The sequence below is a fragment of the Aeromonas sp. QDB34 genome (assembly GCF_027705405.1).
In the GTDB taxonomy this organism is placed as follows: Bacteria; Pseudomonadota; Gammaproteobacteria; order Enterobacterales; family Aeromonadaceae; genus Aeromonas; species Aeromonas hydrophila.
This window is the reverse complement of sequence record NZ_JAPDBT010000003.1, coordinates 44,055-57,266: the sequence shown is the minus strand read 5'-3', so window position 1 is coordinate 57,266 and position 13,212 is coordinate 44,055. Positions and strand designations below refer to the sequence as shown.

Genomic DNA, 13,212 nt, shown 5'->3' with positions numbered 1-13,212 from the left:
GACAGAGATAAAAAAGGCGCCCGAGGGCGCTTTTTTGTTATTTGCAGCCGATGTGGATGCACCTGGTTTTCGTACATGGCCGGTTCAATAATGACGACTCATGGCCAAGCGATGGACAAGGGAGTCACCTCCGCTATTTCGGAATAAACGCATTCTTGTAGAAGGATCGGAATCCATTGTCCGGTACCTGAAACTCAACCCCGTTGTACAATGACAATGAGGCATCATCAGTCTTACTCATAATTGCGCCATAGCGGGCATAACCACTTTTGCCATCGTGATACATAAAGTCCATCCGCGAAACCAGATCGCTGGTTTTCTTGAACAACCTGCCAACAATCGGCGAGTCTGAGGACAGGGGGTTATTGATGGTCCGCAGTAACTTCATACGGGTATAGTCACCATTGTCATCCCGGGTCAGCAGATAATGGTAGCGGGTCTCGGGAGCCTGCAGACCATTTAACCGATAGATCAAATTCACGTTGGTACCAAGTGCCAGTGCATTCAGGCCATAGGTTATCGGTGCATCGCGCTGACCGACAAAGTCAGAGATTATCCTGCGCACTACACCAGCTTTCACTTGATAGATATGTCGGGTAGTGAAGATAAGGAACATGGTCTCATCAAGGCCATTGATGGCAACCACATCCAGCGGATATTCTTGCCACTCCAGATTTAATTGACTCGTCAGCTCATTGCTGTTTGTCGGGGCATCTTCCAGGTGAGATGTCAAGAAAGCGCGTGAAAAGCTTGAGTTGTTCCCTAGCGCCACAAATATAGCAGCACGACTATTATTGCTTGCCTGACTCTCAACGGCATGCAAGCAGGTCTGCAAATCACTCCCCGGCCGCCAGTTACTGATTGGTGTGGTGGCTCCCGCAGTGAAGAAATTCGATATATTTCCGTAACCTGGTTTTTGAATATTGGCAAAGTTATAAATCCTGCCATTTCTCGGCGAGGTTACCATAGCCCCTGGCTGAGTATAAATCGGATTATCATGATCAGCGATACTTGGGACATAATCCCAATCGGTATTCATGGTCCTTGCATCGAATGCGCACACCAGAGTACGCTTCCAGTAACTGGATACCCGGCAAATATATGCACCAAGATCTTCATACTCAAGCCCTCGTGGCTTAATATATTCGTTGGTATATCTGGCGATCGGGGTAGGCTTGACCTCTTCTTTTTTAAGTAACGTGTAGATCCACTGGGCAATGGCCACCACTATGCCTATCACCGCGACAATGATACCCAAGGGGCCGGCAATGGCAAACCCCATAAAAGAGGCAATAGCGACACCCAACGCCACCGTGGCGACCAACATATTGATTGCCGCAAATATAATATCCCCAATATCGCCGCCCTCGACAGCCTGATACAGGTTATACGCGGCCAGGGCCGCCCCCAGTGCCGCCAAGCCAACAAAACATATATTGATAACCCGAGTGATATTTTGCGTGGCGAGAAACATCTTGCTGGCTATCTGCCGCTCTACCACATTCGTGAGATGCTGGCCTTTGGCGGTAAGGTTGCTTAAGAATTGACTGAATTTCCCCATATTGATGGCAATGCTATTGATGATGCCTTCACCATTGCCATAAATAAACATGGTCACTTTATCAAGGAACCGACCGAGCTGGATCAAATTCAAGGTCACATCAAACAGGGCGGCCCCCAACTCCATCAAAGGAACAGGGTTGCTCCATTCCTCCCGATCGGTGGCCGTCAACCAGGTAAAGTTGCCCACCCCCAGCAACAAGGTGAACACGGAAAGGAATGAATCTATGGGGAAGGCCGCGGGAGCCACACCGGAGAAGGCTGTGGGAGCCATACTGCCCGCCGCCCCTGCCAGAGCAGGATATCGTTGAAGAATACGCTGCCGAGCCCCCTCATCCTGCAAGGTGCTCGTTCTCAGGCTCATATTATTCAGTTCATTCCAGAAGCTATCCGGACTATTCTGGTTGAAGAAACTGTTCCAGAAGGTGCGCTGCGTACCGCTTTCATTTCTCAGCAAGGTCACCACATCATCGAAATTTTTCCTGTTGGCCAGGACTGTGTATTTCTCGCTTTGGTGACCCCAGCTCATGTTCATGGCAAACCCGCTATAAACAGATCCCGCCATGGTACGTTCAAATTTTTTCAGCTCATCTTCGGTGATGCGACGACCGGATGAAATATTGAGCGCTCTGACTTTATTGATGGTGTTGTACACTTGCCACATCGCCTTTTCAAACGATGAGCCTGACCCCAGATACTCCTGAACTTTAAAAGAGCTGATAAGTTCGTCTAATACCTCATTCTTGGAGTAGTGCTCGATAAGTTGACGAGCCCAGCTTTCTCCCCCTGCTTTGTAGGCGGTTAACTTTCCACTTTGGCAATAATGAGTAGCGACAGAGTATAGCTGATCGATAATCTCTTTAAACTGCGCCCCCTTTTCTGCTTGTTTGATATTCGCATTTACCTTCACCATATCCCAAGAGTTATACAGTTTCCGGTCAGCTACCGTGACATTGGTTTGCTTGCTATATGAGTTCTGTAACAGGCCACTCACGTACTCAACCATATTATCGGTAAAATAGCGTCGATTGCTGCTGTAAATAGCATTGACCGAGCTGATGCCATCACTCATTGTCAGCACATTATTATTAGGCTTCATGCCAGGGCCTAATGCTTCGCTTAATGAGCTGTTCTGATACTGGAATTCGTACTTCATCAACTCTTGAAACATCACCTGGGCAAGATATTGCGCTTCATCAGTTTCTTGTACAAAGTTGACCCGACTTGAATCAACGGCGGGCTGGTTAGACGCCATCACGTAAAAATTGATCGCATCCAGTTCAGAAAAATTGCCATTATTCAAGACAGCAATGGCAGCCTTCACCGGGGCTGGGAAAACGCTGCTGGCAGCCAGACCAATCAGCGACATGGAGGAAAACGTCAGAAAATCACGACGTCCTTGTGAAACCTCACGATGGATTATTGCTGAGAGTTTTTTCATATAATATATCCCTATCAGTGCTCAATTTATTCCAGATTGCCAGATATTTTCAGGCAATAGCTGGGCAGGCCATATCATAATGACCGAGCATATGGTGGTTGTTTTTGGGTGTAAGATGAAGACAGGTTACCGCGTCAGCATTATTGATATGCAAACGAGAGCAACTCTATCGATATATAAGACAAGGGCGGGTATGAATAATTAAAGCCATGGCAATCGCACCAGGCCTCCTTGTTTATATATTCAACAACCTACCTTCACATCCTCATTTGAGTCAAATGTCAATAATGAGGTCAAACCAAAAAATGTTACACGTTAGACAAAAATAGATCTTGCCGATAAAAATTTTGTAACAAGACATTGCAACAGAATACCTCCGGAAAAAGCAACGGCCAGCCCTCAGGCAGCAGACCCCATATTCAGAGAATATGGTGGCGCGATCCATATATCCCGACACGGATTCAAGAGACGTTTGTTTAATGACATGGGGGCGGATACGCCCATGATGGTGGAGCGGAGGAGCACAGCGACTCATCGCTTATTCAAGGGGAAAGGCGCAGCACCTGCTGCTCATGCAGATAACAAAACGGCAGCCCGCAGGCTGCCGTTTGCGTTGCTCATTGTTCTTCGGGAAGCTCGTCAAACAGCGGGTGGTAGAGCACTTCGCCCTGCATCCCGGTCAGGCCACCTTCCTGCAGCTCCATCGCCATGAAGCAGTCGGCGGGCACTTCGTAGATGCAGTGCAGGCCGAACTCGCTGGCGGGACGAAAACCGAAGCGGCTGTAATAGGTCGGGTCACCCAGCACCACCACCGCCTTCCAGTCCATCTCCAGCGCCGTATCCAGCCCCTCGCGTACCAGATCCGACCCTATGCCCTGCCCCTGCCAATCGGGATGGACCGCCACGGGCGCAAGACCGAGCCAGGGCCCTTCCATGCCGTTAATGGTGATCGGGCTCAGCATCAGGTGCCCCATGAACTCGTACTCCTCCTCCTCGACCATGGTCACCACGGCGGCGCCACATTCGCGCAGGCGGTTGACCAGTTCGGCCTCGTCGGAACGGCCAAAGGCGGCGCTCACCAGGTCATAGACCGGCAGCATGTCGCCGGGGCGCTCGGTTCTCAGCATACAGCGTTACTCCTCGTACAGCAGAACGGGCATTATTCCACAAACTGACCGCCGCCTTGAGCACCTTTGTCCAGAAATGGGAGGGTGGACTCAGGAAACCGCACGGCCAGCAGGCGCAGCACGGTTTGCAGATCGCTCGGTTGCAGGGTAGTGATGGTCGCCCGATAGGCCGCAAACAGTTCGGGCTCCATCTGCTCCAGCCAGCTCAGCGTCTGGTCTGGCCCGCGATGCCAGCGTCCGGCCAGCTCGTCGATGAGGGCGGGCAACTCCACCAGCAGCCAGAGCTGGTGATAACGGCGACTGACCCCCTCCCCCTGTGTGTTCTCGCCGCTGGCCCGGCGGGCCAAGGTGCCCAGCCAGCCGAGCCGCTGACGCCGCTCCGCCAGCGTGAGCGGCGCCGGCCCCTGGCGCTGCAGGCTGGCCAGCTGCTGCAGATAAGCCAGCCCCTGCTCTTCACAGTCCTTGAGCAGCAGTCCCCGGTACAGATAGAGCTGGTCTGGCTCGGCCTGCGCCAGCACCGCCTGATCGTGATACCCCAGCGCCAGCGGCCCGTCACTCTCCTGCTCGGGCAGGGGCTCGACAGCCAGTCCGCTTTCTGGCTCCCCAGGCTGCGCCAGAAAGAGGGCCAGCCGCCTCGGTTCATTCTCCTCAGCACCTGCTTGCAGGATGGCCGCCACCACCCGTTCATCGGCCAGCAGAGGGGCCAACTGCCGTGTCAGCGGCGCCGCCAACGTCTGGCTGCGCTCCAGCTGCCAGTAGCTCACCTCGCACGGCGGCTGACCACTCAGCTCACGCCGACCGCAATAGCGCATGCCCAGCTTGGCCATCACCCGGCCGGAGGCCTGGTTGCCCGGCATATGGCGGGCGGTCAGCACCGGCAGTTGCAGCCGGTCAAACGCAAAGGCCTTTACCAGCCGGGCGGCCCGGGTCGCCAGCCCGCGATTTTGCCAGGGCACGCCCACCCACCAGGCGAGCTCGCCGTTCCAGTGCAGCGAGATCACCCCCACCAGCGGCGCCTGGCCCTCCCCCGCCGGCAGGGTCAGCGCCCAGCTCCAGCCCAGCCCGAGCGCCGCCTTGCGCCAACAGCCGGCCAACCAATCGCGGGCCGCCTCCGGCGGGTAGGGATGGGGGATGTTGAGGGTGTAGCGGGCGAGCGCCGCATCGCTGCAATAGCGCACCACGTCCGCTTCATCGCGCGCCAGCAGGGGACGCAGTTGCAGGGCAGACCCCGACGGCGAGGCGGGCTCGGCCAGCACTGGCATCGTCAGGCGGCGGGCCAGCAGACGGTTGAGCACGGCGCCCAGATCGTCTTGCGCCGTCAGCGTCAGATCGGCGCCCTGTGGCCCCAGCGTCAGCAGCCCCTCCTCCCGGGCCAGGGTCAGCAGGGAGGCCGAGCCGCTGATGAGGATCTGGCGGCTCGGATCCCTCGCGGGCTGGGCAGGCAAGTCACCATCCAGCCAGGCGGCCAGCAGCGCGCTGGCCGAACGCACGCCATCGGGCGGACAACAGGACCAGAGTCCGCCGGCGTCGCTCGGCAAACGCTCATCGGCCTTGCTCTGCAGCAGCAGCCAGCGACCGCCCTGCCGTTGCCAGGCCTGCAGCACCGGCGCCCAGTGGGGCTGCCACTGGGCCCGCTCGATCAGCAGCTCCATCAGCCGGCCTGACAGGCAGCCGGCAGGCTCAAATGACGGGGATGCGCCTCGATACGGGCGATCCAGTCGCGAATAGCTGGCCAGCCCTGCAGCGAGAAGATCCCCTCCTCCGCCACATGGGTGTAAGCGTAAAGCGCGATGTCGGCGATGGTCGGGGAATCACCGCACAGGTAGGGACTCTGCTTGAGCTGCTGCTCCAGCACCGCCAACGCCTTTTCGCCGCCGGCTTTGAGCCCGTCAAGGCGTGCCTCCTGAGACTCCGGCCGCCCCAGATAGTGCACGATGAAACGGGCTACCGCGATATAGGGCTCATGGCTGTACTGCTCGAAGAACAGCCACTTGAGCACCTCAGCCTGCTGACGCGGCTCAGCTGGCCACAGGGGCGAGCCCTGCGCCAAATAGAAGAGGATGGCGTTGGATTCCGCCAGGGTATCGCCGTGGGCCAGCTCCAGCACCGGGATCTTGCCGTTGGGGTTGATGGCCAGAAAATCGGGGGTACGGGTCTCCCCCGTCAGCACATCCACCGGCACCCAGTCGAGGGGCAGTTCAAGCCAGCGGGCCAGCAACCAGGGCTTGTAGCAGTTGCCGGACTTCAGGTCGCCATACAGACGCATACAGACTCCTTGTCAGCGGCAGCGGGCACTCAGGGCGCCAGCCGCTCGATGTGCCAGCCTTCCCCCTCGCGGGTGTAGTAGAAACGGTCGTGCAGGCGATGTTCGCCCCCCTGCCAGAATTCAACCGTATCGATCCGCACCCGAAAACCGCCCCAGAAGCTCGGCAGCGGCACCTCGCCATTGGCAAACTTCTGCTTGAGCTCGAGGAATTTGGCCTCCAGCACACCGCGCGCCGAGATCCGGGTCGACTGCTGGGAAACCCAGGCGGCGATCTGGCTGTCCTTGGGACGGCTGTGGAAGTACTTCATCACCTCGAAGGTGCTCATCTTCTCCACCCGGCCGGTCACATGCACTTGTCTATCCAGCGTGTGCCAGGGAAACAGCAGGCTGATGCGGGGATTGCCCTCCAGCTGATGCGCCTTGCGGCTGCCCATGTTGGTGTAGAACACCATGCCCTCGGCATCGTAGTGCTTGAGCAGCACGGTGCGCTGCCAGGGCTGGCCGTCGGCATCGACGGTGCCTACCACCATGGCGGTGGGATCGGTCAGCTTGGCCTCGCACGCCTGGGCCAGCCACTTCTCGAACAAGGCAAGGGGCTCGGCTGGCAGATCGGCCCGATGCAATCCACCCCGGGTGTATTCGCGGCGCAGATCGGCTACATCCATCATCTTGATTTTCCTTCTCTCTTTGCCGCCCATGCGGCCATGCGTGCTGGCATTGTGCGACGAGCACGCCATGGGTACAAGCCTTGTGACCGGCAAATGGCGGCCGCAAAAAAAGAGGGAGGCTCACGCCTCCCTCCCTTGGTATGCCCTTCGTACGCTCTTGGTACGCGCAGGCTTATTGCTTGCCAGAGGCAGCGGGACAATACGCCAGCATGCGCCGGTTGTAATCGGCCGCGTAGGCCGCCAGCTTGGCCTGGGCCTCATCCTGCCCGGGCTTGATGACATCCCCCAGGCCATCGAGGTAGCGCACGCCACAGCGCGCCTTGGCCGAGGCCTGCTGCTCCGGCGCGATGCCGGGCGCCACCTCGCCGCGCCCGGCCCGCACGATCAGCCGGTAATCCTGCTTGGCCAGACTGGCGCTGACCGCCTGCTCCAGGGTATCGGCGTCGGCCTGACAGCCGCCAAGCAGGGACACCAGCACCAGCCAGCCAGCCCTCATCCGCGCCTCCGTTGCCAACCCAGCAGGGCCAGCGCCAGAGTCCAGAGACCGAGGGCACCACCACCGCCGCCACCGCCCGAACTGCCACCGCTTTGGACGACCGGCAGCTTGGCCGGACTGATGGAGAAGAAGATGTTGTCGCTGCAGGCCACCTTGAGGCGGGCGGCGCTGGCCAGATCCGCCGGCAGGGTGACGGTGGCGGCGCCGCTGTTGGGCTGGCTGACCGCCAGATTGCTCCAGCTGGTCCCCTCGTTCTGGGTGATGAACAGGTCCACCTTGCTGCAGCTGATCGGCGCCAGCGTGGTGCCGGCCACATCCCAGCTGACCACCTGGCTAGCCCCCGGCGTCAACGCCACCCCAAGCGGGGCAGTCAGCCGGAAGGCGCTGCCGGTGTTGACCACCTGAACCTTCATGTCGTCGCTGGCGACACCGCCCTTGCCGTCACGCACCGTCAGCCGGAAGTTGAGATCCCGGTTGGTGGTGGGCCAGGCTTCGCCCTTGGCGAGCGAACCCGAGAGCAGGGAGGACAGGCTCGGCAGGATCCGCTCCGGCGAGCTGGTGGGGGAAACGAAGCGGAACAGCGGCCGGCTGCCATCGTCCACCATGGTGGCCGGGCTGCTCGACTCCGTGCCCAGGTCGATCTGCTCCCAGGTGTAGGTCAGAGGATCCCCGTCCAGATCGGCACCGGCCCCCTTGAGCACGAACGGCGTGTTGGCCGGAATGATGCGGCTGGCCCCGGCCGCCGCCTGGGGCGCATTGTTGACGAGGTTGAGGGTGGTGCCACAGGCCGGCACGGTCGCCATGTGCGCTCGCATCTGCTCGATGGACTTGCTGTGGAAATAGGGGTCGCTGTGGGGCTGGATGTTCTCGTCCCCGCAGATCCCGGCATAGGCCATGATGGAGGTGCCGCTGCCCGGCTCCCAGGCTTGGGTCGCCTCCCGATTGCCGCTGCCACAACTGTTGGTGGTGCCGTTGAAGGTGTGGTCGGCGCCGAACTGGTGGCCGATCTCGTGGGCCACGTAGTCGATAAAGAAGGCATCCCCCACCGGAGTGGCCGAGCCGGTCATGCCCTGCGAACGGGTGGCGGTACAGAGCGCACCGAGATTGGCCAGCCCGCCGCCCCCGGTATTGACCACATGGCCGATGTCGAACTGTCCAAGCGGCGCGCTGGGCAGGGTCTGGGCATTGGCCTGCACCACGCTGTTGATGCCCATGTCGGTATCACCATTGGTGAAGGGATCGCTGACCGGATCGGTAAAGATGATGTTGTCGTTGCCGCTGGCCAGCTGAAACTCGGCCCCCACGTCTCGCTGGTACACCTCGTTGACCCGGTTGAGCAGGGTGGCGATGGCCGCGGTGGCCAGCACCTTGGAGCCACCGTGGAACTGGGTGTACTCCCCCGCCGCCGAGATGGCGATGACGTAACGCTTGCGCACATTGCCATCCACCTGCACCTTGTGCGCCAGCGCCCTGCTGGCCTCGCTGCCGATAACCTTGTCCGCGTCCTCCTCCAGCCGGCTGTAGGCATCCTGCTGGTAATAGACGGCATAACCGTCGGCATTGCGCAGCGGGTCGACGAACACCGTCTTGCCCTGATGGGTGAACATGGCGTGAAAACCCAGCGGCCCCAGATCAAAACGTCCCGTCTCTACCGGTGCCGCCGGGTTATGGCCCTTGAAGGTCAGGATCTCGGGGAATTTGGCCGCCTGATCGGCCGGCAGCAGATCATAGGCCTCGAGGGTGAAGGTCACCTCTCCCCCGTCGGGCAACGGCAGGGTCAGCGAACGGGCCCCGGCCTGCAGGCCGGCAAAATAATCGATGGGCACCTTGGCGACCCGAAACTGGTTGGCCCGCACTTCATAGCCGTCGGCGGCGCTGGCGCGCGCCGCCACCGTGTCCCACTCCTTGGCCGCGAGGCCACCCGAGCTCATCAGGCTGGCTACCACCAGCGCCAAGGGAGAAAATTTCATCAACTGCATCTTTTTAGTCCTTTTAAATGCATTCACCCAAACTGCAACTGGCATCATTCGCCTGCCGCCCTGCTTAGTCCAGCACCACCTGGCGGATATTCCCCGAATGGGGAGTGTTGCACCAACCCTGTCTAGCCCCTATCATTGCGCGGATTTATCAGTTTTTGAGCCGCGTCACCATGACGACGGTTCGTCTTTATCTGACCAAGGTTAATCTCATGCTCAAATCCCCACTGTTGCCCCGTTTCGGGGACCTGGTCGTTGCCATTGTTGACGATGTGCTGGGCCAGGGTCTCACCCTGGACCGCGCCTATGCCCGTCACTTCTCCGGCATCGAACTCAAACCGCAAGAACAGGCAAGGATTGCCCTGGTCACCGGCGATCTGCTGCGTCGCCTCAGCCTCTATTGCGCCCTGACCGGCATCCAGGTCCGTCAGGCCGAGAAGAACGTCTGGCCGCTGCTGCACAGCTGGCACGCTTTTCACAAGATAGCCCAACCCAACCATCCGACACTGGATCGCTTCAATGAAGAGGCGTTTCGTCGCCGTCTGACCGAAGCCAAGAAGAACCCGGTGCTGATGGATGGCTGCCCGACCTGGCTGGAAAAACTCGGCAGCGAGCAACTGGGCGAAGCCTGGCCTGCCGAGCGTGCCGCGCTGGCCTGGATGCCCAAGCGTTACCTGCGGGTCAACAGCCTCAAGTGCACCCGTGAAGAGCTGCAAGCCGCACTGGCCAAAGAACAGGTCACCACCATTCCAGTGGAAGGGGTCGATTCGGCCCTGCAAGTGACCTCGGATGCCGCCCTGTTTCGTACCAAGGCCTTTGCCGATGGCTGGTTCGAGCAACAGGATGCCGGCTCCCAGCAGGTTGCAGCCGCGCTGGAAGTGAGCCCCGGCATGCGCGTCATCGATGCCTGCGCCGGTGCCGGCGGCAAGACCCTGCATCTGGCCGCCATGATGGAGGGCAAGGGCCGCCTGCTGGCGATGGATGTGGAAGAGTGGAAGCTGGAAAACCTCAAGCAGCGCGCCCGCCGTGCCGGGGCCCACAACGTGGAAACCCGGGTGATCACCAGCAGCAAGACCGTCAAGCGCCTCAAAGAGAGTGCCGATCGCGTGCTGCTGGACGTGCCCTGCTCCGGCCTTGGCGTGCTCAAGCGCAACCCGGATGCCAAGTGGCGCGACACCGCCGAGCGGCTGCCGGTGCTGGTTGCCCTGCAGGCGGAGATCCTGCAGCGCTACAGCCAGATGGTGAAGGTGGGTGGTCTGCTGGTCTATGCAACCTGCTCCATCCTGCCGGAAGAGAACCGTCAGCAGGTAGACAAGTTCCTCGCCGCCAATGAAAACTACCGCCTGCGGGATGACCACACCGTCAGCCCGGCCGCCACCGGCTTCGATGGCTTCTACATGGCACGCATCGAACGCATCGCCTGATGCCTGTCGTGAAATAAAGTTGTGAAATAAAAAAGGGGAGCCAGCGGCTCCCCTTTTTGCATGATGCAGCTGCTGCCTTATTCGGCGGCGGCGTCATCCTGCTTGTGCTTGGCGGCAGTTTCCTTGATCAGGGTCTGCAGCTCGCCGGCCTGGAACATCTCGATCATGATGTCGCAGCCACCGACCAGCTCACCTTCCACCCACAGCTGGGGGAAGGTCGGCCAGTTGGCAAACTTCGGCAATTCGGCGCGGATATCCGGGTTTTGCAGGATGTCGACGTAAGCAAACGGCTCGCCACAGGACATCAGGGCCTGGGAGGCCTGGGCAGAGAAACCGCAGCTGGGTAGCTTGGGGGAGCCCTTCATGTACAGGATGATGGGGTTTTCAGCCAGCTGCTGTTTGATCTTTTCAATAGTTTCCATAGGTGCCTCACTAGAGCGATTTCGGCGGCCATTCTACTGCAATCCGGGCAGACCACAAACTGGCAAACCACCTCGGATGCAAGAAGTGATGAATCAATACGCCGCAGCTTGATCCGGATCATGGCGAGAATCAAGAGTTGTTAGCCCATCTTTGATGCTGGTACAATCGATGGGCTTTGGGCCATCTGGCCCCCTTATTTCAAGAACAATTCTTTTCAAGATAGAAAAGAGTACGCAATGTCTTGCAACCGTCGCCTTCGCACGGCCAGCCAATGGAGAGTAGAAAATGGCATTCGAACTTCCCGCTCTGCCCTATGCAATCAATGCTCTGGAACCGCACATCTCCCAGGAAACTCTGGAATACCACCACGGCAAGCACCACAACACCTATGTGGTCAACCTGAACAACCTGGTGCCGGGTACCGAGTTTGAAGGCAAGTCTCTGGAAGAGATCATCAAGACCTCCACTGGCGGCATCTTCAACAACGCCGCCCAGATCTGGAACCACACCTTCTACTGGCACTGCCTCTCCCCGAACGGCGGTGGCGAGCCCACTGGTGCTCTGGCCGATGCCATCACCAAGGCGTTCGGCTCCTTCGCCGAGTTCAAGGATGCGTTCACCAAGTCTGCCATCGGCAACTTCGGTTCCAGCTGGACTTGGCTGGTGAAAAAGGCTGACGGCTCCCTGGCCATCGTCAACACCTCCAACGCCGGTTGCCCGCTGACCGAAGCCGGTACCACTCCGCTGCTGACCGTCGACCTGTGGGAACACGCCTACTACATCGATTTCCGCAACCTGCGTCCGAAGTACATGGAAACCTTCTGGACCCTGGTCAACTGGGAATTCGTGGCCAAGAACCTGGCTGCCTGATAGCCCCCGTTCTTGCCAAAACGCCCCGCTCTTGCGGGGCGTTTTTTTATGCCTGTGCAACAGCAGAGACGAAAAAGGCGCCCGCAGGCGCCTTTGTTACATCAATCGAGCAGGATGCGCTGACATCAGCGGTCGATTTCATCCAGATAGTCGTCCAGATTGCTGTCGTCCTGCTTCTCCTGCTGCTCTTGCTTGAGCTCGGTCTGACGGCCGGTCACCTTGTTCTGGTTGTACTGCAGATAGAAGTCCTTGGTCAGGGCATAAGGATCGAGCGCGTTGTCGATGATCCGCTCCTGATCGATCAGCTTGGAACGGGTACCCAGCCCATCCAGCGCCCAGTGCACCACCTTCAACGGGAAAGTCAGCAAGGCATAAGGGAAATACAATGTATCCACGGTATCCCCCACCAGCTTGCGGGTGGTGGTCGGGCCGTAGACCGGCACCATCAGGTAGGCGCCATCGCCGATATCGGCGCGACCCAGCACGGTATTGAGCTCCAGCTTGTTGCGCGCCAGACCGGCATGCTTGGCCACGTCGAAGATACCCAGCAGACCCACGGTGGTGTTGAGGGTGAAGCGACCCAGGTTGGTGCCCGCCCCCTTCAAATCGCCGGTGATGAGATGGTTGACCATGCTGCTCGGTTCGTTGAAGTTTTCCACCAGGTTTTCGATGCCGTCCTTCATTCCCTGCGGGATATAGCGGGCATAGCCGTGCACCACGGGACGGGCCACATAGGGCTCCAGCACATCGTAGTTGACGGCCCACATGGCCCGGTTGGCGCCCTGGAACGGGTCACGACCATCGCTGGCAGTGCTGGTCGCACCAGGCCGGCTCGGCGTCTCCTTGAGGTCAAGGCTATCGGGCCCCTGCTTGGGCGGGCCGCCAGCACAGCCGCCCAGCAACAAGGCCACCATCAATGCCCCTACACGCACATACATATGGAAGTCCTAGCTTTTTATTG

Annotated in this window: 11 protein-coding genes; 2 read left to right on the top strand and 9 right to left on the bottom strand. The window is 59.2% G+C overall.

The window, feature by feature from the left end:
• Nucleotides 1-133: 133 nt before the first annotated feature.
• The 7 genes from OKC29_RS06225 to OKC29_RS06195 all read right to left on the bottom strand — a co-directional run bounded on the left by OKC29_RS06225 (nt 134) and on the right by OKC29_RS06195 (nt 9,537).
• Nucleotides 134-3,001 (bottom strand): hypothetical protein, encoded by a 2,868-nt coding sequence (locus OKC29_RS06225; protein WP_073349505.1) that lies wholly within the window; start codon nt 2,999-3,001, stop codon nt 134-136.
• Nucleotides 3,002-3,618: 617 nt separating this feature from the next.
• Nucleotides 3,619-4,128: a GNAT family N-acetyltransferase gene (locus tag OKC29_RS06220; protein WP_039215280.1), complete on the bottom strand. Its 510-nt coding sequence runs from the start codon at nt 4,126-4,128 to the stop codon at nt 3,619-3,621.
• Nucleotides 4,129-4,160: 32 nt separating this feature from the next.
• The gene (locus OKC29_RS06215) at nt 4,161-5,780 is read right to left on the bottom strand and encodes a GNAT family N-acetyltransferase (RefSeq protein WP_073349503.1); all 1,620 of its coding nucleotides are present in this window, start codon (nt 5,778-5,780) and stop codon (nt 4,161-4,163) included.
• Nucleotides 5,780-6,394, bottom strand: a complete 615-nt coding sequence (locus OKC29_RS06210; protein WP_073349501.1) for a glutathione S-transferase family protein — start codon at nt 6,392-6,394, stop codon at nt 5,780-5,782. The genes OKC29_RS06215 and OKC29_RS06210 overlap by 1 nt, the downstream gene beginning before the upstream one ends.
• Nucleotides 6,395-6,423: 29 nt before the next feature.
• Nucleotides 6,424-7,062 carry a pyridoxamine 5'-phosphate oxidase gene (pdxH, locus tag OKC29_RS06205; RefSeq protein ID WP_011705310.1) on the bottom strand — a complete coding sequence of 213 codons (639 nt, stop codon included), beginning with the start codon at nt 7,060-7,062 and terminating at the stop codon, nt 6,424-6,426.
• 172 nt (nt 7,063-7,234) lie between these two features.
• Nucleotides 7,235-7,558 carry a hypothetical protein gene (locus OKC29_RS06200; RefSeq protein ID WP_073349499.1) on the bottom strand — a complete coding sequence of 108 codons (324 nt, stop codon included), beginning with the start codon at nt 7,556-7,558 and terminating at the stop codon, nt 7,235-7,237.
• Nucleotides 7,555-9,537, bottom strand: coding sequence for a reprolysin-like metallopeptidase (locus OKC29_RS06195; RefSeq protein ID WP_162275644.1), 1,983 nt, complete (start codon nt 9,535-9,537; stop codon nt 7,555-7,557). The genes OKC29_RS06200 and OKC29_RS06195 overlap by 4 nt, the downstream gene beginning before the upstream one ends.
• A gap of 209 nt (nt 9,538-9,746) precedes the next feature.
• Between OKC29_RS06195 and OKC29_RS06190 the strand changes: the two genes are divergently transcribed.
• Entirely contained in the window at nt 9,747-10,958 is a 1,212-nt protein-coding gene (locus OKC29_RS06190; RefSeq protein ID WP_029303566.1) for an RsmB/NOP family class I SAM-dependent RNA methyltransferase, read from the top strand.
• Between the two features lie 77 nt (nt 10,959-11,035).
• Here the strand turns inward: OKC29_RS06190 and OKC29_RS06185 are convergent, their stop codons facing one another.
• Nucleotides 11,036-11,380, bottom strand: a complete 345-nt coding sequence (locus OKC29_RS06185) for a Grx4 family monothiol glutaredoxin (RefSeq protein ID WP_010673955.1) — start codon at nt 11,378-11,380, stop codon at nt 11,036-11,038.
• Between the two features lie 286 nt (nt 11,381-11,666).
• On the opposite strand from OKC29_RS06185, the gene sodB reads away from it, so the two are divergent.
• Nucleotides 11,667-12,251, top strand: coding sequence for a superoxide dismutase [Fe] (gene sodB / locus OKC29_RS06180; protein ID WP_011705306.1), 585 nt, complete (start codon nt 11,667-11,669; stop codon nt 12,249-12,251).
• 125 nt (nt 12,252-12,376) lie between these two features.
• Here the strand turns inward: sodB and OKC29_RS06175 are convergent, their stop codons facing one another.
• A complete protein-coding gene (locus OKC29_RS06175) occupies nt 12,377-13,189 on the bottom strand; it encodes an MlaA family lipoprotein (protein ID WP_162275643.1) in 813 nt (270 codons plus the stop codon).
• Nucleotides 13,190-13,212: the final 23 nt, after the last annotated feature.